The sequence below is a fragment of the Paenibacillus sp. MAHUQ-63 genome (genome assembly GCF_028765165.1).
In the GTDB taxonomy this organism is placed as follows: Bacteria; Bacillota; Bacilli; order Paenibacillales; family NBRC-103111; genus Paenibacillus_E.
The window spans coordinates 834,944-858,171 of record NZ_JARADB010000003.1; the positions used below are offsets into that span (position 1 = coordinate 834,944).

Here is a 23,228-nt window from a genome sequence, read left to right on the forward strand (position 1 = left end):
TGGCTTTTCTTATTTTTTAGGTAAAAATTGTGTCGTAAACACCTTGTCAATGCTTTCTGCCGATTTCAAAACGCCTACATCGACTAATTGCTTTTGAACCTCTTCCCATCGCTCCTTGGTCATGATGCCCGTACCTTTGGCCACCGCATCGCCTCCGAAGACGAAATCCATTTCTTTGGCAGCGCTGAATTTCATCATATCAAGGCCCATATCCGGGTTCTTCTCCTGGATGCTCGGGTTGATCTCATCGGAGTGATCCTTGTAGTAATCCCAGCCTTTGACTGTCGCCTCGACAAAGGCTTTCACCTGGTCCGGATGCTCGGCGATCATTTTCTCCGTTGTGAAGTAGACGCCCGCATAGATGTTGTACCCGGAATCGGCATTGAGCAGCGTGCCGTATTCAACCTTTTGCTGCTCCAGCGTAAACGGTTCGCTCGTTACGTATCCTTGGGTGAGCGCTGTTTTATCGCTAACGAAATTCACTAATTGACCTGTATATTTCATTTCCTGGGCGGTGTCCAGCTTGTATTTCTTCTTCATGAACTGCCAGAAGCTCGCTGTAGAGGCCACATATACTTTGCGCCCGTTCAGATCGGCGAAATCCTTCACGCCCGAATCTTTGTGGTAGAACAACGCTTGCGGACTCTTCTGCATGGAGGTTGCAATCGCGACGATCGGAATGCCTTCCTGTCTGGCAACCAGAATGTCATCTCCGTTGGCCATCCCGAACTGCGCTTTGCCTGAAGCTACGATTTGTGTCGAAGACACCTGCGGTCCGCCCGGCATCAGCGTCATATCGAAGCCCGCTTCCTTGTAATATCCTTTGGCCAGCGCCGCAAAATTCCCGCCGTGTTCCGGCTCGGCGAACCAATTGAGCACGAGCGTTGCAGGCACAGCCGCCTTAGGCGCCGTGGATGGGGCGGCCGATGCTGCCGATGCCGTGACCGGTGCTGCGGTCGGCGCTGCGGCCGGCGATGAAACTGGGGCGCTTCCGCTTCCGCAGGCTGCGAGCAGACTGGAAATCAGGATGAAGCTGACGGACAGGAATACCGGGCGCTTGGCGGCTGACGGATTCGAAACTTTCAATAATTTCATATGAACATCCCCTCCATATTGGTTATTTCTGCAAAGTCCTTGCGTCTTTAGTCAACTATAGAATCGAACGCCGGCGACCGTCAACGAAGATGCTAACGTTTTGTGTTTAATCACAATAAAAGTACGTCTTCTTATTACTTTTTCAAGATTTATATGTAAATAACGCATTATATATGATATAAACACGAACATTAATCGTTTTCTAAATAATTCCCACTTTAACCCCCAACTCGCGCAGCCAACGGCGGTATGCAATGGAGAAACGGTCTACTCTGTGGTTGAGCTCCACTTGAAGATCCAACGGAAGCAGCTCGGGCTTCTGCGTTTCGATGACCTTGGCATCCTGATCGAACACCGTATCCTGGAATCGAATGAAATTGGCGTCATCCACATCGAACGCATAGTTGCGGGATACGATCATATGAACGATGCATGCTTCCGCCGCAACGGGCAGCACGGTCAGCATGATCCAGAGCGTCTGGCCGTTGCTCGGGTCCGCCTTGGACAAACGCGCCGATAACGGACGGTAAACTTCTTTCATATACACATAAGTCGTTCCTTCGCTTTTATCCGAACCTGAGTGGGCGACAGGCTGGAAGATCGGAATGTTCTCGATATATATCCGTTCCTTCTCCTTCACCACCTGGAAATCAGGCAGCTCCGCATAATCGGGGTGTCCGAGCAAATTTTGATGAACGAACATTAAATGGGCGAAATCCGTGAAATTTTCGATGACCCTCGTTCCCGCTGCCGCCACCTTGTAGGGACCGCATGGCAGAGGACGGTAATCCGGGTTGGCGAACTCCTCAAAATGAGGCAATGGCGCCGCGGGCTCGCCGATACACACCCAGATGAAGCCGTACTTTTCCTGACAGTGGTACAGCTGCGCTTTCGCTCTTGGCGGAATTTTCTCGCCCCTCGGCTGCGCCGGAATGCATACGCATTGACCGGATGAATCGTACTGCCACCCATGGTAAGGGCATACGAGCACATCATTTTGCACCCAACCCTTGGAAAGCATAGCTCCCCGGTGAATGCACAGATCCTGTATGGCGTGGACGCCTTGGCTGGAGCGGTAGATGGCGACTCTTTCGCCTAAAATAATAACCCCCACCGGCTGATCCTTCAGCTCGGAGGCCAGGTGTACCGCGTGCCAATCATTTTCAAGTACCGGATCATGCAGACGTTGTAAGACCATAACAAATCATCCTCCTCTATTAGTAAGAAATTAATCGATCAGCGCGAAAATCGGATACGATCCCGCCAGCTTGGCGCGCAGCGTATCGACTCTTGCCTGCGCTCTCTGCAAAATCTCCCTTTCATCGACCTGCGTGCAGCGCCCATGCTCGACAACCACCTGACCGCCGACGATAACGAGATCGACGTCGTTGCCGTTCGCATTGTACACAAGCGCCGAAGAGGCCCGGTGTACTGGACTAATGTGCGCCTTCATCATATCGACGGTCACGACATCCGCCTTCTTGCCAGGCTCGAGGCTGCCCAGGTCCGCGCTTCGGCCCACCGCTTTGGAGCCGTTAACCGTGGCCATGCGCAGCACGTCCATCGGCGGCAGCAGCGTCGCGTCCAGCTCATTCACTTTGTGCAGGCAAGCGGTAAATTTCAGCACCTCCAGATTGTCCTGACAGTTGTTGCTGCCGGGGCCGTCCGTCCCTAGGGCGACATTAATGCCCATGCGCTGCATGGCGGGAACTCGGGCTACACCGGAAGCTAAATACATGTTGGACACCGGACAATGGATGACGGAAGCGCCCTTGTCCCGGATCAGCTCCAGCTCGCCGTCATCGAGCCATACCCCGTGCACGACCTGGGTTTGGCTGCCGAGAAGTCCGACTTCGTTCAGCAGCTCCAGATTGCGCAATCCGTACCGGGCCATCGTGTTCTCGATCTGCTCGCTCGTTTCCGCTACGTGCACGTGGGTAATGAGCTTGCGGTCCCGGCTGAACACCGCCGCCCGCTCCAAATAGCCACGGGAGCAGCCATAGAGATTGAGCGGGCCTAGCGCAATGCTGATTCTGCCGGAAGCGGCTCCTTCCCATTCGTCCAGCAAGCGGTCCGTGCCGCCGAATATTTGCTCCTCGGTCTCCCGCAGCCGAACCTCACCGGACATATCGGAGCCGCCTCTGGCCAGATGCCCGCGAATGCCGGAGTCCGCCATCGCCCGCAGCACGCCGGCATCATTTTCCGGAAACGTATGAATGTAGTGATGATCCATGATGTAGGTGGCGCCTGACTTCAGATTCTCTATACAGCCGATTAATGCGGCCAAATAAAAATCCTCCGGCTCCATCGCCAGACTCATCGGCCAGATGATCTCTTTCAGCCACTGGGCTAGCGGGGAATGGTCGGACACGCCTCTCATGAACGTTTGGAACAGATGGGTATGACCATTGACGATGCCCGGAATGACAACTTTGCCTGCAGCGTCATATCGGTAGTCGGCTTGCGATTTCAAGCGGTCGAGACGGTCGTCCGGAGACCAGGCTCCCACCTCGACAATCACATCGTGTTCGATATACACATAGCCCTTCTGAAAAATTTGATTAGCCGCATTCATCGTCAAAATCGTGCCATTGTAAATCAGTTTGGCGCTCATCCGTTTACCACCGTCTTTCCATATGTTATTTTTTATTACATTGTTCAAAAATTTATTCTTATGTGTTATGTTAATTAACATGATTATAGAAGCGACAATCCATCGCCGTCAAACCGGTTTGTAAATGAAAACAATACAAGTCGTAACGTTTATGGCACTTTTACAGAATAATTGATTAACAGTTTCGAGAATTCTTACCAACCGCCGCTCAAATTTCATTGTTTTCACGGTTTTGTAACCAAGTGTATATATTTTCTATGTAAGGAGTTGTTACATCGTGGACCTACCTCACCTCGATCAAGTCGATCAGGAAATCATTAAACTGCTGCATGAAAACGGCCGGCTCTCCTATGCCAAAATCGGTAAAATGCTCAATCTCTCACGCGTTGCCATTCAGAAAAGAGTCGAGAATCTCATCGACAACGAGGTCATCGAGAACTTCACGATTCGTCTGAATGCGACGAAGCTGGGCAAAGTGGTCAGCGCCTTTTTCGAAGTCGAGGTGGAGCCGCGCTTTGCCGAAGAGGTAGGGAACGCGCTTGCGGAGGACGCCAACGTCATCTCGATTTATCAGATGACCGGAACCAGCTCCCTGCACATGCATGCTCTGCTGAAGGACGATGCGGCGCTGGAGGATTTTCTGTACCGGCATATTTACAAGCTGAACGGGGTCGTTCGCGTGAATACGCAGGTTGTGATCAAGCGCTTCAAGCAGGGGACGGGGTTGGAGTTGTAGCTTGCACCAGAGCATAAAAAAAGCCGCCAGGCTCTCCTGGCGGCTTCCAACTATAAGTTCAAACGATACATTGCCTTATTTTCCAATCCGCGAATCATCGACGTCCAAGCATCCGTCTCCGGCGTTACCTGCAACACATCCTCAACCATCTGCACTTCGCATCCATCGAGTCGATATAAGCAGGGCGACGGCCTCCGGAATCTGCGGCGGCACCGGGCTCCCCCACTCCGGCAAGTTGTGATGGGACAGCATGATGTGCTGCAGTCCGATCACCACGTCGGACTGCAGATCCAGCCCATGGTGCAGAGCCGCTTCCGTGATCCAGTTCGACGCCATCGAGATATGGCCAAGCAGCTTGCCCTGCACGCTGTATTCCGCGACGATGCCCAACTGGGCGATCATCTCTTCCGGCTTAGCGATATCGTGCAGAATGATGCCCGCTTTAATCAGATTCGGATCAGGAACGAACGCTGCTTGCAAATGAACTCGCCGATTTCCAGCATGCGCACAATGTGATACTCAAGACCTGCGAAATACGCATGATGATGCGTTTTGGCGGCCGGATAATGGCTCAGCTTCTCCCCTGCCTTGTTCATACAGAAAGAGACGATCGATTTCACCGCCTCATTCGTAATGCTTGCCATAACGCCATTTATCGTATGAATGAGATCCATCGGACTAACCGGTGCCGCACGGATGAACTCCGTCATCTGGACGCCGTCCTCCGGCAGCACCTTACGGATTCTCACGACTTTGACCTGCAGTTTAGGCTGCCGTGGTATCTCTATTCAGCTATCGTTCCCCGTCCCTCGGTTTTAAGGGTTTATCTCACATATACTCACTCATTCGCAGGACTTCATCACCTTTGATCTGATCAATCTTAGGGTAGAGCACAGTTGAACCCGGTTGAGGTGGCGGGCTGGGCATGCGGAAATAGAGGACTATCAGGAAATATTCCCCAATTATCTTCTACTGCACGCATACTCCACTAATCCCTTGGCGTTCACCCTCCCATGACTCTACGGGTCACTACCCTTACAATCCTTCGCTATACTTGTCCAAGGTGTGGAGACCGATCGCGTTTAGCGGATGGGTCTTAGCCCTTAAGGGGAACGAATTCGGTCCTCCGTGCTTCCTTTGTGAAATCCCGGGAATGTCGGAATTGTATTGTCCGGTATACGTAATTATGCTCCAAACCTGCACAATGAGTTGAAAGAAAAAGGTGTATTTGTCGGTCATCTCTCCATCGGAACCATGACTCAACCCGGAACTCCTGGAGACCCAGAGCTCATTGCAGATACTTGGTATAACCTATACGAGAAAAAAGATCACTTTGAAGAAATATTCCCTCAAGGTTTTGACCCGTCTAAACTCCCTATTTAATTGCAAAGAAGAGAGATAAAATGGTACCCATACACTGGACACTTAGAAAAAAGTGTTTGGTGTATGGGTATCTTTTTGCAAACCATATAATAGCTCTGAATTAAACATAATTCATTAACGTAATCTGACCGTTAGCGTAGTGACGTCAGTCAACGATAATACACGATTGGATCCATTACCGCACTAAGATCAGTGTGCGAACGTCGTGCAAATAAGTTAGTAATAACTTTTATCCGGTTACTTAAAGGTGAATGAAGTTTAATCAAATCGCCATAAAAAACGGCGCCTGCCTTAGGCAAGCGCCGTTCAACTTACTCATCACCGATAGGCTCACATTGGACCTCTGTAAACAAATTCAGCGGAAACAACGTGGACACACTGCCGCGTGACTGTATTAACTCTACGAAGTTGCGACCGACTTGCACAAGCTGCCCTCCGATTTCGCCCAGATCCTCAGCCCTCGCATTCACATTGAACGGCAGGAGTGGCCTCCCCCGCACCGGCAGCAAGATATAGAATGATGTTGCAAACGGCACCCGCAAGGACCCCACTGTGAAACCACTCGCTGAGTTGTTTGATAACACTCCTGTTGTCCGGATTAAACCGGGAGTAACGACTGTAACGATCTTGCCGACAAACGGGGCAAGTCGAGCCGCCAGAGTTATCGGTTTTGGGAGTGGGCAGCCGGAAATGTTTCTGCGCATAGCCATCTCATCCTTTCGGTTATTTTTCCTATAAAGGATATGCGGCCGCTCCCCCACCCGATTGGACGTTCTGTTGTTGAATCTGCCTATTACTTCAACAGGCTATCCTCAGTGACAGCTGCCAGATGAGATGAAGCTATCGTGTCCCGTTAGATTCCTGTAGATGGATAAATTTCAGCTTTGTAAAAAAACGAGCGCCTCGGTACGATGGGGTTACGCAAAAGGTTATTCAATGATCCCAGTTTGATGTCGCTATACATTACTTTGTTGGTATTAAGACCACCGATCCATTTCATTATTCGATCATACCATCCTCCCCCGTCACAGACTAGCAAAAGAGAAGCCGCCGGGTAGACGAACTTCTCTTTTGTACTGCTATTCTATTCCTACTACGGGTTTACCAAAACGTCCGGGCGGTACCCTTGGGAGGATTAGCATGCATAGCGGCGAAGGCATGAACGGCGGCATTGGCCACTTCCATGTCTTGCGCCATGGTACCCCCGGCGACGCCGATGCCGCCAACGATCATACCTTCACGGACGAGTGGGATGCCGCCTCCTAAGATGGTGACCCTTCCTTGGTTCGTCGTGTTGACCCCATAGTGTTGACCGCCGGGGAGCGCCGACTGAGCTAAGTTAGCCGTGGGCATTTGCATGGCTACACTCGTCCAGGCCTTCCCCTTGGAGATTTCGATCCCGGCGATCCGGGCATGATCCATCCGGTGGAAGGCGACCAAGTTAGCCCCGGCGTCGACGATTGCAATATCGAAGGCGAGTCCCATTTGACGGGCTTTCTGTTCCGCAACCGCGAGCAGTTGTTTGGCAATTTCCAATGTAAGCAAATCATTCACTCCTTGGGTTTCGATGCTACCCTATTTTATGGGTCATCACCCAAATTGGGAACATGTAACAGCGATAATAAATTAATTCAGTATTCTCAACGAAAAGTGGAAATATCAATAATGATCCGCCGCAGTTAAAGGTACTATTTTACTGTCAAAAACGGATAAAGGGAATAGTTTACTGTCACGTTTGAATGACATTAAACTAATCCCATAATGTTCAAAAACCCCCTGATATATCTACGAATGCAATGATCCCAGTATAATGTCAAACAATTCAATTCTCAATTCACCTCTATAATCTAAAACTATGTTGTCCCATTTATGTTCCAGAGTCTAACAAATCCACCCGTTAATGGGCAAAGTGCTGCCACGCGGCAGCACTTCATTGTTTAACTATCGTGTCCCATTAGTTGAATGTCAATTCCTCAATAAGGGCTTCTAACTTAATAATTGTATATTTCTCTATTTGCTTTAATAACATCTTGAATTGAAACCGCACCTTGAGAAGTTGACAGCTTTTCCATCACCTTATCACGCAGAAATGGAGCTTTTTCTTTATTCGCTTTATTTAATGCTATGGCTAATTCCTCTTTTGTAAGTTCTGTGCAGTACGCAGGGGTTCCTGGCTGTTGTCTCCACGAATCGCTTAAAGAACCACTATCTACGGCGTCGAAGCCTAGATCATTTGCGACACCCATGATTATTTGTTTATGGGACAGGTTATCACCAGCAATCGCTATAGCAATGCGTCCATGAGTTCCTTCGGGAGTTCCATGATGTTCTAACGTATAGGCTAGAAAATTGTTGAAAGCTTTAATGATAGGTCTACCTAAATGATTGGATACCCAAACACTTTCTACCATTCCGTTCTCAATTTCCTCAATTTTACCGCTCAATTGAGGATAATAATTTGAAGTGTCGACAACAACAACTTCCTCCCCAACTTTATCTACAACGTTACGAATGCTTGGCAGTGCGTGGAAAGGGATAGATGTTATAAGAACATCAATATTTTTAATTACATCTTCTACGATCACAGGTGTTCCTGTGAGTTTTTTTCCTTCCAAGCGTTCAATTCCACGAGCATCTGCAATCTTGACATCATGTCCATTCTCAACCAATTTGTTCGCAATATTAGATCCAATTGGTCCTGCACCTATAATTCCAAATCTCATTTTCATTCCTCCTATTTCCATTAAAATTGACCCGATTGAGTAATTTGTATACATGCACTACTATATATACGTTACTCAGTTTTTTGAAGAGGGCAATAAATAATGACATAGTACTTATTTTTGTACCTAACAGCAGAATGAGGTGGTAACGAGTGTCTAGAATAAACAAAGATGGATTTAATGAAGAATGTAAGAAGGATCACAGAGAAATATATGGCATTGCCTATACCCAAAACCTGCTTTCAGGACGTTGGAAGTATCTGATTCTTTGGTTTTTAAAGTTTAAACCGCATCGATACAATGAAATCAAGACTCTTTTATGGGGAATTTCGCAAGGGTCTCTAACAAAACAACTTCGAGAATTAGAAGCGGATGGCTTAATTAATCGCAAAGTTTATCCCGAGGTGCCACCGCGTGTTGAGTATTCATTAACATCAAAAGGGGAGCAATTGATTCCAATTATTGATCTAATGGAGGAATTCGGAAAGAAGTTTGGAGATAAATTAGATTAATCATAATGGGTATTTTTAAATTAATCTGCCCTTTAGCTTAATGACAGAAGGAGCAGTTGCCGCGGCGGCAAACTGCTCCTGGATCGCTGAACTATCGTTCCCAGTTAGCTTAACTGGCTACCCGCATGAAAGCAACTGTTCCTAAACAAACGCTCAGGCATCCAAATGCCGGAGGAATTCGAGTACACGCTGCAACAGCAGCGTTGTCGCGTCAATGTCAAATGACGGCAAACTGCTATCTGCGAACAAGTGTTGATTTCCCGGGTACAAAAAGAGTTCGGCGTGATCGACCGTCGTCACGAGCTCGCGTGCCGCCTCAATGTCGCCCTCATCAACGAAATTGGGATCTGCGTCCATGCCGTGAATCTGCACTGGCAGTTCCGCCGGCCAGGGAGATCCGAACATCGAGGTCGGAACGCAAGAGTAAAACAACAATGCACCACGAGCGCCTTCACGAGTCTGAGCGAGCTTCTGGGCCGCAACCACACCGAGCGAAAACCCCGCGTAGACGATCTCACGTGGAAACTCACTAGCCACACGTATACCTCGCTCGGTTATCTCTTCGAAGCCGATCTCCTTGACATAGGCCATGCCATCCTCGATAGTGGTAAACAAATGACCGCTGAAAAGGTCAGGAACATGAACAGTGTGACCCGCCCCTCTGAGCTTGTCGGCGAAAGCTTTAATACCCTTTGTCAGTCCCAATGCGTGGTGCAATAAAAGAATCTCTGCCATTTCTCTTCTCCTTCTAAGACCCAAAAATGATGGAAATTTTACTCATCATAGATATCGCTTTCTTACTGTCGTTATCCTGCCCGCTAGCTTAAAGACAGAAGGAGCAGTTGCGCAGGCAGCATTCTGCTCTAGATCGTTGAACTAACGTGTCCCGTTAGTTTAGTCTTCGAGTTTTTTTATATAATTCTTTTGATCCTTTGTAAACATATAGCCTCGTCTCTCATAGAACCTGTGAGCATGAATTCGACTTGGGTGGGATAACAGTTTTATTCCAGAATATCCACTGTCCTTCCCCCACTGTTCCAGGCGATCAATCAAGATACTGCCTATACCCTGATTCCTGTAACTTTCTTTAACAACAAAACCCAGAACGTTTAATAAAGAGTCGGAAAAAAGTAACTCATACGGGCTTCCATGAATATATCCTATTACCTCAGTGTCTTGTTCGTAAACAAAGATGATATCTTTAGTTTTCTTTGTAATGATTTCAATCTTCGCTCTTACTCTCTCTTCCGTAAATACACGTAGATTCGGGTTAAAGTCTTGATTTAGCAAATAAATATCATGATAATCAGTTTCTCGAATTTCCCTGACATTGTTTTCTTTCACGTTTAAACGCCTCAATTCTTTGAATCATTACAATATCTAAAATAAAATTTACAGGTGATTGTATATCTTGGCCATGGCAAGTCACTTTGTATGAACTTAACTCTAATTACTCCAACGGGTAACAGCAGCCAATCGTTGCCGGTGCCTGTGATTCCCATAATTGAACTATCGTTCTCCGTTAGCGCAATCATTCGTTCAGCTATGTATTTGAACAAAAGAAATTACTCATCATCGCTTTTACTTCATCTGGATTTCTTAGCTCTATGAGATTACCGTCTTCATCAAAAGTATAATGACCCTTAAATGCTTCTGGCATCTCATTATTCTGTTTCTCCTCTTGTTTAAGAGCTTATTCAAAACAAGAATATCCGTAATTTTTTATTAAATACGGGAGTCCACAGGAAGAACGGATAAATTCATATTCTTGATAGTTGTAAGGTGTATTCTCTGGTCGTTTCATTAACAGCTTCAAGAAGTGTTCCATGATTTGCTCAACTTCAGTTTCTGTTGCGTAATTCGCTAAGCCACGAACTGCTTTCAACTTCATATCCAAGTATCGTTCTTTTTTATATGCCTCCAAAAAAATTGCTTTAGTCCAATCTCATTAAGCATTAAAACTCCAAGTATTTTATTTCGTAAGGTAATGTCCATTAATTTAAAATAATTATCTTTTAAAACTTGAACATCATTGGCCTTTATAAAATGATAATCCAAATTATTTATTGCTTCTCTACATTGTGAATTTCTTTCGGAAAAAATAGCTATCTTCAGATGCTCAATGGCTGCCTCATGACGGGTTTGTTTCACAAACAATCCTCCATTTTCACTTAGAACGGTCCAATTCATTTTAACTTAATTTGAGGATTACTGCTCGTTAGGTGAACGAAAGGCTGCCATTTGCGCCGGCATCCTCATAATGTATGGGTTATTGGGTTATCGTTCTCCGTTAGCCAAGTTATCAAAGAAAAGAAGCCACTTTTGACAAGAGTGGCTTCGCCGCGTGTATAATCTTTGACCTGTCTTAGGATTACTTTTTTAAGTAAAAGGACGCCGAATAACTTTAATAATGCGTGCCCCTTTACTTATTAGTTTCTGTGCCTGAGCCACGTTGATTCTTACAAGCACCGCTTCATCGGTAGAATTTTCAATATCAAATACAGAAAATATTTGCCCATTCGCAAATAAAACACCCTTCAGCTCAACTTCTTTACCTCGAGTCGGTCTCGGAGTAGTATTTTGAATTTTACAGCGCATTACACCAGCACGTATGAGACGGCGCGCTTGTTGTGCAGTCGATCTAATAGCAAATAACGGGTCAATCTCAACACCTGGTACTTTAGCTTCAATTTCTGCTATTAAAAAAAATTGATTTCCTATTTTAGCGAGACAATTGGAACCAATGAAAACTGGATTTGCCATCTTTCATCACCCCCTCAACACAAGGTATGGGGGATAAGAACAATTAGAAACGGACAATCGTGTAGAAATGATTGATTGGATTCTGCCATCGTACTTAAGGTAAAGCATCTTCTATATTATTCATTCTCTCTAATTTGAACTATTAGCTGAGAAAACGGCAACCGATTATGAACAGCCCCCCGTCAAGTAGACAGTACAAATAATAAAAACAGTTAGGCGGCCCTGTTCCTGAATTCCATCGAACTAAGGCCGTTTAATTTTGCTTGTAGCGCTCAATTTCGTACTCCATCTGCTTCATCTTGAGTTTCTGTTGCTCAGCCTCCGTTAACTCTTCAGGGGCTTTCTTTCTGCCCCGGCCATCCTTTAACGCATCCTGGCCACCATCGGCAAACTTCTTTACCCATTGATACACTTGTTGGTAGGAGACTTGGAATTGTCCCGCTGTTTTTTGATAGTCATGCTGATTGGTCAGGCAATACTGAACAATCTCTATCCGTTCCGCCACGTTGTAGTACGACCCTTTGTCATAGCTTTTGCTTCCCCTTTATAGGCTTTTAAGCTGCTATGACCATTATACTTCTTAATCTAGTCGGAAAGTTGTCTCGTACTAGCTATCTTGTATTTCTCAATGATCTGGTACTGAGATAATTCTCCTTCAAGATAATCCTTCACCGCTTGGAGTTTTAAGTTCAGCGCTGTAACTTTGGTTATGTGTACGGCTCTTCAGACCTTCAGATCCATACAGCTTGTAGCGGCGCTGCCATTTCATCAAAGTTGTTTTGTTAATCTCATATTTCTTAGCAGCAGCTAGAGAGCCAATCTCTCCCCTTGACACTTCCTCAAGTATATTGAGTTTCTCTAGCGCGTTATATTTTCCTCTAGCCATGAAAAAGCTCCCCTTACAACAAACAGGTTTTATTTTTTCACCTGTCTACCGTAAGGGGAGCATATCATTATCTAGCTGGCTGCCGTCATGTCTTGATTGATATAGTTCTCCGCCTGCATATGCAACAACGCAAATTGCAAATATTTTCGTAAACAATGGTACTCGTGGGTCACGATATGCCAAAAGTCACAAAAATAAAAAAAGCCAAGGTATGCATCCCCTGACCTGATTCCATGCTTTTTTAAAGCCAGGGCGTCTGTTCCACGACTCCCGTTAAGCATAACACTTTATTCAGGATTTACTACTGGGAAATCAAGGAATTCCTGTGACTTAGCGTAATGACGTTCCAGGCATTCTTACTATCTGTCTATGCTTAACTCCCATGTATGAATACGTTATTTTCACACTTTCGGGGTTATTTATCGATTCATTCATAATTTTTGCGAGATATTCAATATTTACACCCTGGCTGTTGGTAGACCAATCACCATTACTCATATAATATCTGTGACTGGGTATTAATTGGGGTATGAATGGTTCTCCGTCAATTGTGAGATTGTTTAACGTGATGCCTACAAAGCCCTGTAATTCGATATTTAAGAGTTTTATTTTTTTATCACTTACGTTGACTAGCCTAAATCCATACTTTTGTTCGGTACTAACTAACTCAGTAGCTGCCGATTCCCTCATTTCATGTGAGGAATCAATGGTAAACGCATCTTTGGCTTGAGTGAAGATGTAATAGAACGATATCCCCATAATGGTCGCTAATAAAAGAATTATTATAATAATTTTTTTCAATTAAGATGTCCTCCAGTGCTTGTTATTCACCATTTATAATACCGCATATTGGAATTATTCTGCCCTTTACTTCAACAAAAGCTGCAGCAGATCCTCAGATCCGGCTGCAGCTTTATTAATTGAACTAAAGTTCCCCGTCGTTTAATGAAAAAAAGAGCATCGCCGCGGCGGCCTAAGCCTACTCCCTGTTCCTAAAGGCGAAGATACACTGGCGACAGTGCTTCCCTTCTGCTTGTTGTTTAATGGCGCATTCCTTCTCTTCGCTAAGCGACGAGACTGATTAAATTGTTATCGGGGTCCTTTATGATCGCATATCGCTCTCCCCACGGTGTATCTCGCGGCTCGAGGAAGCCGTCATACCCAAGCGTCGTCAACTGACGGTACACGTCGTCCAGCGCTTCGTTGCTGGAGAACTGAAAGGCGAGCTCTGTCCGGTAGCCGACAGGATCTTCCCAGCCTTCAAAAACACGCTTTACCGATTCCACCATATCGAATGCAAACACAATTCCTTCTTGCTCCACGTCTACGTGATGCGCTTCGTCGGCGCCGTCTGGAATAGTCAGTCCCAACACGCGATAAAAATCCAACGCCCTCTTCATCTCTTCTACATAAATCGCGACTCGTTTCAACTTTACCTTCATGCTCTGCTGCTCCCCTCGCCTTGCTTGATTTTCACTCCCATTATAGTAATTGTCCCTCATTGCAAAATAGTAAAAAACGGACTTCCTCACTCCTGCTTGGTCAGCCGTTTGAGTGGAAGTCCGTAATATCGCTTAAAAACGCCAGCGAAGTGCGACTGATCGTAGTACCCGTGTTGAAGCGCCAAATCCGTCATGTTGAAATAGTCTCCGTTGTACAATTCCTCCAGCACGCTTTGAAAGCGGACGATGCCGAGCATCTCCTTCGGGCTGAGGCCAAGCTCCAGTTCAAAGACCCTTCGCAGATGCCTCTCACTGAAGTTCACTTTATCCGCCAAATCCGTTACGGAAAGATTACCTTTGACCTCGTATATATACTGCATGCTCTGGTAGATCAAAGTGGGAGCAGGTGCCTCGTTCGCAGCCAGTATTCGGCCCAATTGCTGCTCTACGACCTCGATCCTGTCTGGTAACGATTGGGCAGTCAGTAGCTTTTCGACCCAATCCAGAGCCTCTTGTCCCCAGAGATCCTCCAAAAACACACGATTTGCCGTTAATGTCGATATAGGAGACTTCAGGATCGTGCGGGCCGACTCCGAATACAGCCGGATGCCCCATACCGAGCGTGCTTTAGCAAATTGCAAAACTTCGACTTGTGTCGTTAGCCCTACGACATAAGCAGCCTGCCTGCTTGATGAAGCCAACAGGTCCACTATAATATCGACGCAGCCATCGGGAATGACTCGATGTCCCGGATTTCCCGGTACCGGCAGGAAATCCACTGTCCAATAGGCTGCTACATGCGACGCCAGGCGACGGCTCGGCGCAAACTCCCGGAAGTTGTGCGAGAGGATATGCAACTGCGGCTGCAATTGGGGAGCATGCAAGGGTCGGTAAGGATGGGTCATCTGCGCTTCTTCCCCCTATTACGTAAAAATTTTGACACCTTGGCGGCTTTCAAGGCTAACTTGGCTCGCCGAGGACTGTATTCCACCTCATGAATGTATTGTAACAAATAACTGATAAGCAGACATATGTCCTTTTCAATTCAATAATGCAGTGTCGAAGTTTATCTTTTCCGGAAAAGGAGAATGAGATTATGAATGTTTATATAGGAAAGACAGCTTTGATCAACAGTGCTTCTACTAGTAACGGTTTGGTTAACTTTAAGTATCGAATGTTCCATCCTAAATCGATTAAGCGCCACAATTCATCATTTTCATTATTGTAACTAGCCTGCCCTTTAGCTCAAAAAAGGAACAGCTGCCGGCCGCGACAATCTGCTCCCTTATTTTGAACTAACGTTTCCGTTAGCCGAGTTAGCCATTTGATCCGATTTGGAATATGGAAGCCAGACTTCGCTATGCCTACTCACTTTGGCAGACTCATTCAATTAATACCGGTGCTTGGCCAGCAATGTGTCGACGTTACGCAACAAGTGATTGTATTAAAATTACGCTTGCCTTAAAGTGTACTTTAAGTCTTCTTAAGCTTATTGCTTGATGGTTAAGCCATAATCTGGTTGGCCACGGTCAGGTCCATATTTAGCTGTAAAATCCCTCTGACCTCGTCGCTTCGGCAATCGTATAGCTATGCCGAAGCGCTACAGACGATTGACAAACAGCCAAATCAAATTTTTACTTTACACCGCAGTCAATAGGTGGTAATATCATTTCTATAATTCCATAAATATAGAAATGATTGCGGAAAGGAGAATTTAATGGCTGATGTCGATCACGATCTGGTGCAAGCTGTCAAAGTATACAAGGCTCTAGGTGAGCCTACACGACTAAAAATTGCCTTAATGCTAATAAAGCAAAAGAATCAATGCGTTACCGCGATCGGTGAACAGCTTGGACACGTAGCCGGTTCAACGTTATCCCATCATCTCAAGCAGCTGACGGAATCGGGTTTAATCCAGTCGCAAAAGAACGGTTCGTTTATTCACTACAGCGTTGATCAAGAAGTGGCAATGAAGTTTGCGCCATATTTACTGGCGTAAATTTTTTGAGCATCGATTCTATATATTTAGAATTATAGAAAAGATAAGGGGGAAACCATTTTGGAAAATCGCGTGCCATTGGAACTTGGAATCTCTACATTTCTTCACACGAACCCCAAAGGAGGGGGCGTTCTGCCAGGCGAACGACTGCGACAAGCGATGGAAGAAATTCAGCTGGCTGATCAGGCCGGTCTTGATGTCTATGCGATCGGTGAACATCATCGCATGGACTACACAAGCTCATCGCCGGCAATCATTTTGGCCTCGGCTGCAGCTACTACAAACCATATTCGGTTGTCCAGTGCCGTTACGGTATTGTCTTCGTCGGATCCAGTCCGTGTTTATCAGGATTTCGCCACCCTGGATAACTTAACAAATGGGCGGGCCGAGATCATGGCCGGACGCGGTTCTTTTGTCGAATCTTTTCCGCTCTTCGGATATAACCTGCAAAATTATGAGGAATTATTCGATGAGAAATTGGAGCTTTTACTCAAAATACGATCTTCAGAGAACGTAACATGGAGTGGCAAGCACCGTGCACCGCTGCACAATATGGGCGTATACCCGCGAGCGCAACAATTCCCGCTTCCTGTATGGATTGCTACTGGCGGCAGTCCGGGGTCGGCCATTCGTGCCGGTCAGCTTGGTCTTCCTGTCATTTTCTCCATTATAGGCGGCTTGCCGGAGCGTTTCGCTCCCTTAGTGCAGTTATATCTTAAAGCAGCCCAACAAGCAGGGCACGATCCTAATCAATTGCAAATCGCCTGTCATTCGCATGGTTTTATTGCCAACTCGTTTGCAGCAGCCAGAGAAAAGTATTATCCCATTATGGCCGAACAAATGAATCAAATTGGAAGGGAACGCGGTTGGGCGACTTATACACGAAGTGTATATGAGGAAGCACTGAGCCCTCGCGGCGCTCTTTATGTTGGAGATTCAGAATATGTAGCAGAAAAGATCGTGCGTGTAACCAAACAACTGGGCTTGACTCGTTTTCTTTTGTACGTTGACTTTAGTACGCTTCCGCATCGTGATTTGTTAAGAACGATCGAACGATTTGGAACGGATGTCGCCCCCCTTGTTCGCAAGGAGCTAGCTAGGCATTAAAGAAAGTAAGATGTTAAGAAATTGCAATCCTTCATCGTTATCATTTCTGTATATTTAGATATATAGAATTATAAAGGAGAATAATCAAATGATTAAATCGTGGAAAGTTTATATTTTAGCGATTATAAGTTTTTTAGTGGGAACTTCGGAATTTGTAATTGCCGGGATATTGGATCTGGTTTCCAAAGATGTAGGAGTAACCATTGCTGCTGCCGGCCAACTCATTTCGGTTTATTCCATATCTTACGCGGTGGGTACTCCGATTCTTATTGCGGCTACCTCTAAACTAAGCCGGAGAACACTTATGCTGGCTGCTCTGGCGCTCTTTTTTATAGGGAATTTAATTACGGTGGTCTCGACGGGCTATCCGATGCTTGTTGGTGCGAGAGTGATCTTAGCTCTTAGTACAGGTGTCTTTACCGTGGTTGCCTTAACTGTTTCTGCTCAAATTGCCGGACCTGGAAAACAAGGCACCGCCATAGCAACTATCATGATGGGATTTAATCTATCGCTTATTTTAGGCGTTCCTGTGGGAAGAGTCATTGCCAGCACCTACGACTGGAAAATGATTTTTTATGGAATCGGCCTTCTTAGTTTTATCGCGATGCTGGTCATTTTAATGGCGTTGCCAAAGTCGCAAGGAGAGGCAAATGTGCCTCTTAAAGAACAACTCGCCCTGTTGAAAAGGCCGCAGCTATTATTAACCTTGTCGATTAGCTTCTTTTGGATGGTCGGTTATACGATCATTTACACGTTTATTACACCATTTCTGATGAACATTACGGGTATGAGCAATGGGATGGTGAGCATCGCGCTATTTTCATTCGGTATAGCAAGTTTGCTGGGCGCCCAGGCTGGAGGTTATGGTGCGGATAAATTAGGTATTCCGCGTACGCTGAATGGAAGCTTAATGATCCACGCTGCTATTTTGATCCTTATGTCCCTCTTTGCCCATACATCAATAGCTGTCTTTCCGTTGCTGCTGTTATGGTCGTTTTTTGCTTGGTCTACGGGTCCCATTCAACAAGTTTATATGATTAGCTTGGCACCAAGCGCAGCGGGAATCCTTCTTAGCTTGAATACATCCTTCATCCAGTTGGGAATTGCTGTCGGAGCTGCCATTGGCGGTATTGTGGTGGAAAGCTTCTCCTTACAGTCAATCGGCGTGGCTGGCGCAATTGGTGTTGCAATCGCACTCCTTCCGGCTATATTATCGTTCTCGATTCGAAGTCAGTCTGCGAATGGCATACAATCCGTCACAAGCAAAGAATGAAACTATGGCGTACAATTACACGAACAAGCAACGGTATGCTACTGCTTGTTCATGTTTTCTATTTCCATTTCCACTTCCTCCATCCAATGGACGCTTTGTTGAGGAAACGACTTCCCGTCTGTTGCGAAAACCAAATTGCATAGCTTTATAGCGGTTCGCTTGAGCGTATTGAATTGAGAGCCGAATGTCACTTATAACCGCAACCAGACAGACCGGTTATACAAGAGTACGAATAACATCGACCCTAGCCCTATGTTCTGCTCCGATCTCAAAATGAACCTGAACTTCGCCCTACTTATGATACGGTTCAGCGCGATTAATCTTAAACAATCCTGCCCTTTAGCTTAATACCATCAACACTTATTGTTAATCAAATACCTTATTATGGAATTTCTATGGTAATCTTAAATTTGGTATTGGAAAAATTCCATGAATCAGGTGATCTGCTATGATTTATTTTATTTTGGGGCTCATTTTTATTATCTTGGTAATAGTAAATTTAAAATACGAGATGCAAAAATCAACACACGTTACAATTACAATGATTACATTATTAATAATTGTTATCTTATCTAGTTCTTATGTATTTTACAAAAAACATAATTTATCTTTTTGGGACTACTGGGACTACAAGAAACAAGCAATGAATTATTCAAAGCATTATGACCCTGATCATACATATGTATTTAGTAATCTCGAAAATCAAGGGTGTGAGTGGATGGTAGGTTGCTCTGTTATAGTTAAGTTAGATTCTACCTCTAGTTCGGATCAGCTAAAAATATTATTTAATAAAGGTAGACTTGTTCCAATAGCACGTCCAAGAGAAGAACTCAATTAATCTGCCCGTTAACGGGGCGAAGGGCTGCCACGCGGCTGCCCTTTAGTGTTTAACTATCGTCTCCCGTTAGCTTAATCAACCAATCACTATAGATGTCTTAACTTTTCCGGATTTGCGACAGTATAAATCGCTTCGATCTTATGATCTCGATAAGCAAAAGAATAAACATATTGAATCCCTTCATCCAAACGAATACGGATTCCGGGGAGCCCATTCACCATGAGGAACGAGTACGCAAATTTACCCGCATGCATGTTGATCACATGTTGATGAAGCTTCATCACTTGCTCAAACCCGACAACAGGCACTTGTGCCGCGCTTACTTTGCCTCCGCCGTCCGAGTAGAGAACAACATTCTCACTAACCAGTTCAAGAAGCTTCGTCGTATTTCCTTGCAACAGCGAATTCACAAACTCTTTTATCCTATCCTCCGCAATGGAAACCGACGGTTGTTGGTCCGGGTCGAAATGGATGCTTTTTTTGGCGCGGTGGAAAATTTGCCGGCAATTCGCACTGCTTTTCCCGACGATATCGGCAATCTCTTCAAACGAATAATGAAAAATCTCCCGAAGAAGAAAAACCGCCCTTTCCGTTGCACTCAATTGCTGCAGAAGCAGAAGATAAGCCGTGGAAATCGATTCCGACCGCAAATATCTATAAGATGGATCGTTGTCCGAAGCCCCTTTTTCGATCAGGGGCTCCGGAAGCCATGGACCGACGTACATTTCCCGTTTTTTGGCTGACGAGCGTAGAAGATCAAGACAACGATTCGTTACGATTTTGTATAGAAATGCCCTTTCGTTACGGATTGTCCCGGCGTCGTATATCCCGTCATAACTCAAAAAAGCATCTTGTACGATATCTTCCGCATCCATGACGCTGCCGAGCATTCGATAGGCTAACGAAAATAGCTCCGTTTTATGACGTTTATATAATTCCTCTGTGCTCATTAAAGGAATTCCTCTCCTTACTCTCAAGTGAGAGCATCTGTTGTATGGCTCTTTTGGCGCTTGCCGTTGCAGCATCAACCAATACTTCACCGTGCGATGCCCATTCTCCTGCAACATATAATCCTTGTACTTCCGGGACAGCGGGTCCGGGATTCTCACGTCGTTTCATATGCATAAAATCGTGACAAACCGTCATTTTAGGAAGGTATTGCTTGACAATCAATTCTTCCCGCCATCCCGGCTGCATCAAATCCAGCACACCCTCCAGTTCTTGCAAATCTTTATCCGGGTCCGGTTCTTTCCCTTGATACTTAATGAGCGATATGACTTGCGCACTATCGTCGCTTAGGTAAGCCGCACGCGAATAATTGCTAAGAAGTATGGTTTGATCTATCCCGTAAGCAAATTGTTGCTTAGGCTTGGGAAGTCGTTTCAAGGCCACATCCAGGCAAGCCGCTGTGACCTCAATCGCTTGTTCTTTCCATGTATGAATGGCGGTTTTTTCTGCAAAGGGCACCAACTCATTGGCAATAGTAGGCGATGTGGCAAGGATAACATGGTGCGTATCGATTTTCGTCCCGTCTTCAAAGAGAACCTGCCGCACGATCCCACCGCGGGTATCGATGGACGAGACTTTGGTGTTTATTAATAACTGAACTCCAAGGTCGGATGCCTTTTTCCGCATTTCCTCGATCAATTCGCCCCAGCCACGATCCAGGTACAACGCGCCTTTAAGGGCATTCTGCAGCTGTTTCAATACAGGACCCGCGGCTGGCAAATCCGGCCCGACCACATAACTGGCGGCACGAAGTAACGAATAAAAGATATTGCGTACCATGGGATCTCGCAAATTCCCTTCTACCCATTCACGGATACTGATCCGGTCAAATTGACGAGTATCCGCTTTTTTAACTTTCATAAGACAGGAAGCAAACTCCATCTTTCCTTTCCAGGACAACAACGGGGTCGTAAACAAGGATTTCAAATCCGAAGGCAAGGTGTTCAATTTCCCTTTCCAAACGCCATAAGCGAACGATGAAGGCCGCTTTCCTTGCAACGCCAGTCCCAATTCCTGGAAAGTGTCGTACGCATCTCCCTTATACAAGGAATGCGCACCTAAATTGAAGTAAGCTCCTTTTTTCTTATTGGAGATGGCTCGGCCGCCTAAGCGATTCTGTTTTTCAATGAGCACCGTTTGTTTCCCGGCTATGGCTGCGTAAATTGCTGCGGTTAAACCCGCAATCCCTCCACCAACCACGACCACATCAACCTTTTGCATCGCTCATCATCCCTTTCAAATTTTACCTGTATGACGGGCAAGGGATGTAAAGTGTGACAGAAAAGCAAAAAGAAAATGAATGCCACGGTCTTTGATTAAGTACTATTTGCGGCGCGCAGAATAGACTAAGCTTTGCATCATCTCCACACATATTCTGTGAATACAATTGTATTGAAGTTATTCATTAATGATAGTAAGGTTTGCATATCCCCGCTAAGGATGTTATTATTTTTATATCGACAAATTTGCAGGTCTATACAAGGAGGTTCTCGCACTTATGTGTCCCCGTACCAAAGAACAAAATGAGCTTATTCGCATGCAGCGCAGTGAACAGATCCTAGACGCCGCCGCGCGCACCTACTTCCGTACAGGCGGGAGCTTTGATATTCGCGATGTCGCCCGCGAGGCTGAGCTCGGTTACGGGACTGTATACCATTACTACCCCAACCGACATTTATTAATAGATGATTTGCTGGGCAGCGGCTTCGAACGATGCGAGCAAGCCTTGGCAGAATGGGCAAACATCTGCGGCGGCAAATCGGATGACAGGCAGCTGTTGACATACTGCAAGACACTGCTCGGACTGTGGCGGTTGGACGCCCGCACATATCTCGTCTACAAGATGGCGTCGGAGCATTTTGCAGGCTTGCCTGAGAAGGATCGGTCCGCCACCAAGAGACGATTCATGGAAAAGCTGTATGTACCGCTCCAATCGATCGCCCAACGCGAAGACGACAGTGTCGACCATATGCTTGCCGTGCTGGTTGGCTGTTGTGGGCTGCACTACTATGCAGGCACTTCCGAGCTGGACGTTGATCGAATTGCCCTGCTCGCAATGCAAGCCATTACAAAGGAGCCCTGATACGAACATGGTCATCTTAAAAAGCAAGCATGAAATCGAAGCCATCCGGAAGGCATGTCAAGTGGTAGCCGAATGCCATCGCACAATTGCCCCGCTCATCCAACCGGGCATCACGACGAACGAGATTGAGCGCATCTTCGAGGATATTATCTTGAAGCACGGCGCCAAGCCTTACACGAAGGGCTATAAGGGATATCCTTATGCGACCTGTGCCTCCGTCAACGATGTGATCGCACATGGCTTTCCTAGCGATAAGCCACTTGAGGAAGGTGATATCGTGACGATCGACACGGTCGCAGAACTCGACGGCTGGCTCGGCGATTCGGCCTGGAGCTATGCGGTCGGGAAGATCTCACCGACGGCCGAGAAGCTAATGCGCGTCACGAAGGAGTGCCTTGACCTCGGCATCGTGCAGGCGCAGCCCGGCAATCGGCTAGGCGACGTAACGAGCGTGATCCAGCGGCATGCCGAATCGAACGGCTTCGGCGTCGTGCGCGACCTTCTCGCGCATGGTATCGGACGGGACCTGCACGAGGATCCGAACTATATGCATGTCGGCAAGCCCGGCAAGGGCCTTCGCATGAAGGAAGGTATGGTTTTCACGATCGAGCCTATGATCACCGAAGGAACCTACTATATGACAATCGATGCAGATGGCTGGACTGCGCGGACGCTGGACCGCAAGCTCGCCGCCCAATACGAGCATACGATCGCTATCACCGCTGAAGGTCCCCAGATCCTGACCGCACAATAATACAAGTAGTAG

Annotated in this window: 25 protein-coding genes and 1 pseudogene; 8 read left to right on the forward strand and 18 right to left on the reverse strand. The window is 46.3% G+C overall.

Going from position 1 to position 23,228, the window contains the following annotated elements; genetic code table 11:
• Positions 1–9: 9 nt before the first annotated feature.
• From PUT07_RS19770 to PUT07_RS19780, 3 genes are all read right to left on the reverse strand, one after another.
• Complete coding sequence (locus PUT07_RS19770; RefSeq protein ID WP_274470101.1) at positions 10–1,095, reverse strand: ABC transporter substrate-binding protein; 1,086 nt, start codon at positions 1,093–1,095, stop codon at positions 10–12.
• Between the two features lie 202 nt (positions 1,096–1,297).
• Entirely contained in the window at positions 1,298–2,293 is a 996-nt protein-coding gene (locus tag PUT07_RS19775; RefSeq protein WP_274470102.1) for an aromatic ring-hydroxylating dioxygenase subunit alpha, read from the reverse strand.
• Between the two features lie 30 nt (positions 2,294–2,323).
• Entirely contained in the window at positions 2,324–3,709 is a 1,386-nt protein-coding gene (locus PUT07_RS19780) for an amidohydrolase family protein (RefSeq protein ID WP_274470103.1), read from the reverse strand.
• A 277-nt stretch (positions 3,710–3,986) separates the two neighbouring features.
• Between PUT07_RS19780 and PUT07_RS19785 the strand changes: the two genes are divergently transcribed.
• Positions 3,987–4,445 (forward strand): Lrp/AsnC family transcriptional regulator, encoded by a 459-nt coding sequence (locus tag PUT07_RS19785; RefSeq protein WP_274470104.1) that lies wholly within the window; start codon positions 3,987–3,989, stop codon positions 4,443–4,445.
• 50 nt (positions 4,446–4,495) lie between these two features.
• On the opposite strand, the pseudogene PUT07_RS35630 reads toward PUT07_RS19785, so the two are convergent.
• From PUT07_RS35630 to PUT07_RS19805, 4 genes and pseudogenes are all read right to left on the reverse strand, one after another.
• Positions 4,496–5,212 (reverse strand): annotated as a pseudogene (locus PUT07_RS35630) (HD domain-containing protein); the annotation flags it as partial.
• Positions 5,213–5,480: 268 nt separating this feature from the next.
• Positions 5,481–5,708: a hypothetical protein gene (locus PUT07_RS19795; protein ID WP_274470105.1), complete on the reverse strand. Its 228-nt coding sequence runs from the start codon at positions 5,706–5,708 to the stop codon at positions 5,481–5,483.
• 1,221 nt (positions 5,709–6,929) lie between these two features.
• Complete coding sequence (locus PUT07_RS19800; RefSeq protein WP_274470107.1) at positions 6,930–7,373, reverse strand: GlcG/HbpS family heme-binding protein; 444 nt, start codon at positions 7,371–7,373, stop codon at positions 6,930–6,932.
• A 446-nt stretch (positions 7,374–7,819) separates the two neighbouring features.
• On the reverse strand, positions 7,820–8,551 hold the full coding sequence (locus PUT07_RS19805) for an NADPH-dependent F420 reductase (protein ID WP_274470108.1): 732 nt from the start codon (positions 8,549–8,551) through the stop codon (positions 7,820–7,822).
• Positions 8,552–8,703: 152 nt separating this feature from the next.
• Between PUT07_RS19805 and PUT07_RS19810 the strand changes: the two genes are divergently transcribed.
• Positions 8,704–9,063 carry a winged helix-turn-helix transcriptional regulator gene (locus tag PUT07_RS19810; RefSeq protein WP_274470109.1) on the forward strand — a complete coding sequence of 120 codons (360 nt, stop codon included), beginning with the start codon at positions 8,704–8,706 and terminating at the stop codon, positions 9,061–9,063.
• A gap of 153 nt (positions 9,064–9,216) precedes the next feature.
• Here PUT07_RS19810 and PUT07_RS19815 read toward each other — a convergent pair whose 3' ends face one another.
• The 9 genes from PUT07_RS19815 to PUT07_RS19855 all read right to left on the reverse strand — a co-directional run bounded on the left by PUT07_RS19815 (position 9,217) and on the right by PUT07_RS19855 (position 15,059).
• Entirely contained in the window at positions 9,217–9,798 is a 582-nt protein-coding gene (locus tag PUT07_RS19815; protein WP_274470110.1) for a dienelactone hydrolase family protein, read from the reverse strand.
• Positions 9,799–9,957: 159 nt separating this feature from the next.
• On the reverse strand, positions 9,958–10,407 hold the full coding sequence (locus PUT07_RS19820; RefSeq protein WP_274470112.1) for a GNAT family N-acetyltransferase: 450 nt from the start codon (positions 10,405–10,407) through the stop codon (positions 9,958–9,960).
• 543 nt (positions 10,408–10,950) lie between these two features.
• The gene (locus PUT07_RS19825) at positions 10,951–11,214 is read right to left on the reverse strand and encodes a hypothetical protein (RefSeq protein WP_274470115.1); all 264 of its coding nucleotides are present in this window, start codon (positions 11,212–11,214) and stop codon (positions 10,951–10,953) included.
• A 228-nt stretch (positions 11,215–11,442) separates the two neighbouring features.
• Positions 11,443–11,826, reverse strand: coding sequence for a hypothetical protein (locus tag PUT07_RS19830; protein ID WP_274470116.1), 384 nt, complete (start codon positions 11,824–11,826; stop codon positions 11,443–11,445).
• Between the two features lie 253 nt (positions 11,827–12,079).
• A complete protein-coding gene (locus PUT07_RS19835; protein ID WP_274470117.1) occupies positions 12,080–12,331 on the reverse strand; it encodes a helix-turn-helix domain-containing protein in 252 nt (83 codons plus the stop codon).
• A 150-nt stretch (positions 12,332–12,481) separates the two neighbouring features.
• Positions 12,482–12,712: a helix-turn-helix domain-containing protein gene (locus tag PUT07_RS19840; RefSeq protein WP_274470118.1), complete on the reverse strand. Its 231-nt coding sequence runs from the start codon at positions 12,710–12,712 to the stop codon at positions 12,482–12,484.
• Positions 12,713–13,042: 330 nt separating this feature from the next.
• A complete protein-coding gene (locus PUT07_RS19845; RefSeq protein ID WP_274470119.1) occupies positions 13,043–13,513 on the reverse strand; it encodes a hypothetical protein in 471 nt (156 codons plus the stop codon).
• A gap of 263 nt (positions 13,514–13,776) precedes the next feature.
• Positions 13,777–14,154, reverse strand: coding sequence for a VOC family protein (locus tag PUT07_RS19850; protein WP_274470120.1), 378 nt, complete (start codon positions 14,152–14,154; stop codon positions 13,777–13,779).
• Positions 14,155–14,240: 86 nt separating this feature from the next.
• The gene (locus PUT07_RS19855) at positions 14,241–15,059 is read right to left on the reverse strand and encodes a helix-turn-helix transcriptional regulator (RefSeq protein WP_274470121.1); all 819 of its coding nucleotides are present in this window, start codon (positions 15,057–15,059) and stop codon (positions 14,241–14,243) included.
• An 812-nt stretch (positions 15,060–15,871) separates the two neighbouring features.
• On the opposite strand from PUT07_RS19855, the gene PUT07_RS19860 reads away from it, so the two are divergent.
• From PUT07_RS19860 to PUT07_RS19875, 4 genes are all read left to right on the forward strand, one after another.
• Positions 15,872–16,153, forward strand: coding sequence for an ArsR/SmtB family transcription factor (locus tag PUT07_RS19860; RefSeq protein ID WP_108532518.1), 282 nt, complete (start codon positions 15,872–15,874; stop codon positions 16,151–16,153).
• A 57-nt stretch (positions 16,154–16,210) separates the two neighbouring features.
• Entirely contained in the window at positions 16,211–17,260 is a 1,050-nt protein-coding gene (locus tag PUT07_RS19865) for an LLM class flavin-dependent oxidoreductase (protein WP_379240371.1), read from the forward strand.
• An 88-nt stretch (positions 17,261–17,348) separates the two neighbouring features.
• Complete coding sequence (locus PUT07_RS19870) at positions 17,349–18,533, forward strand: MFS transporter (protein WP_274470124.1); 1,185 nt, start codon at positions 17,349–17,351, stop codon at positions 18,531–18,533.
• Positions 18,534–18,981: 448 nt separating this feature from the next.
• Positions 18,982–19,371, forward strand: a complete 390-nt coding sequence (locus tag PUT07_RS19875; protein WP_274470125.1) for a hypothetical protein — start codon at positions 18,982–18,984, stop codon at positions 19,369–19,371.
• Between the two features lie 86 nt (positions 19,372–19,457).
• Here the strand turns inward: PUT07_RS19875 and PUT07_RS19880 are convergent, their stop codons facing one another.
• Positions 19,458–20,321: an RNA polymerase sigma-70 factor gene (locus PUT07_RS19880; RefSeq protein ID WP_274470127.1), complete on the reverse strand. Its 864-nt coding sequence runs from the start codon at positions 20,319–20,321 to the stop codon at positions 19,458–19,460.
• Positions 20,299–21,600, reverse strand: a complete 1,302-nt coding sequence (locus PUT07_RS19885) for an NAD(P)/FAD-dependent oxidoreductase (RefSeq protein ID WP_274470128.1) — start codon at positions 21,598–21,600, stop codon at positions 20,299–20,301. The genes PUT07_RS19880 and PUT07_RS19885 overlap by 23 nt, the downstream gene beginning before the upstream one ends.
• 277 nt (positions 21,601–21,877) lie before the next feature.
• Here PUT07_RS19885 and PUT07_RS19890 point away from each other — a divergent pair, with 277 nt between their 5' ends.
• Together PUT07_RS19890 and map are read left to right on the forward strand one after the other, a co-directional pair.
• On the forward strand, positions 21,878–22,462 hold the full coding sequence (locus PUT07_RS19890) for a TetR/AcrR family transcriptional regulator (RefSeq protein ID WP_274470129.1): 585 nt from the start codon (positions 21,878–21,880) through the stop codon (positions 22,460–22,462).
• A gap of 7 nt (positions 22,463–22,469) precedes the next feature.
• Positions 22,470–23,216: a type I methionyl aminopeptidase gene (gene map, locus PUT07_RS19895; protein ID WP_274470130.1), complete on the forward strand. Its 747-nt coding sequence runs from the start codon at positions 22,470–22,472 to the stop codon at positions 23,214–23,216.
• Positions 23,217–23,228: the final 12 nt, after the last annotated feature.

Excerpts from the sequence above, each read along its gene's own strand:
- PUT07_RS19770 (WP_274470101.1), bottom strand. The coding sequence starts at position 1,095 with ATGAAATTATTGAAAGTTTCGAATCCGTCAGCCGCCAAGCGCCCGGTA.
- PUT07_RS19775 (WP_274470102.1), bottom strand. The coding sequence starts at position 2,293 with ATGGTCTTACAACGTCTGCATGATCCGGTACTTGAAAATGATTGGCAC.
- PUT07_RS19780 (WP_274470103.1), bottom strand. The coding sequence starts at position 3,709 with ATGAGCGCCAAACTGATTTACAATGGCACGATTTTGACGATGAATGCG.
- PUT07_RS19805 (WP_274470108.1), bottom strand. The coding sequence starts at position 8,551 with ATGAGATTTGGAATTATAGGTGCAGGACCAATTGGATCTAATATTGCG.
- PUT07_RS19815 (WP_274470110.1), bottom strand. The coding sequence starts at position 9,798 with ATGGCAGAGATTCTTTTATTGCACCACGCATTGGGACTGACAAAGGGT.
- PUT07_RS19830 (WP_274470116.1), bottom strand. The coding sequence starts at position 11,826 with ATGGCAAATCCAGTTTTCATTGGTTCCAATTGTCTCGCTAAAATAGGA.
- PUT07_RS19840 (WP_274470118.1), bottom strand. The coding sequence starts at position 12,712 with ATGGCTAGAGGAAAATATAACGCGCTAGAGAAACTCAATATACTTGAG.
- PUT07_RS19850 (WP_274470120.1), bottom strand. The coding sequence starts at position 14,154 with ATGAAGGTAAAGTTGAAACGAGTCGCGATTTATGTAGAAGAGATGAAG.
- PUT07_RS19855 (WP_274470121.1), bottom strand. The coding sequence starts at position 15,059 with ATGACCCATCCTTACCGACCCTTGCATGCTCCCCAATTGCAGCCGCAG.
- PUT07_RS19860 (WP_108532518.1), top strand. The coding sequence starts at position 15,872 with ATGGCTGATGTCGATCACGATCTGGTGCAAGCTGTCAAAGTATACAAG.
- PUT07_RS19870 (WP_274470124.1), top strand. The coding sequence starts at position 17,349 with ATGATTAAATCGTGGAAAGTTTATATTTTAGCGATTATAAGTTTTTTA.
- PUT07_RS19875 (WP_274470125.1), top strand. The coding sequence starts at position 18,982 with ATGATTTATTTTATTTTGGGGCTCATTTTTATTATCTTGGTAATAGTA.
- PUT07_RS19880 (WP_274470127.1), bottom strand. The coding sequence starts at position 20,321 with ATGAGCACAGAGGAATTATATAAACGTCATAAAACGGAGCTATTTTCG.
- PUT07_RS19885 (WP_274470128.1), bottom strand. The coding sequence starts at position 21,600 with ATGCAAAAGGTTGATGTGGTCGTGGTTGGTGGAGGGATTGCGGGTTTA.
- PUT07_RS19890 (WP_274470129.1), top strand. The coding sequence starts at position 21,878 with ATGTGTCCCCGTACCAAAGAACAAAATGAGCTTATTCGCATGCAGCGC.
- map (WP_274470130.1), top strand. The coding sequence starts at position 22,470 with ATGGTCATCTTAAAAAGCAAGCATGAAATCGAAGCCATCCGGAAGGCA.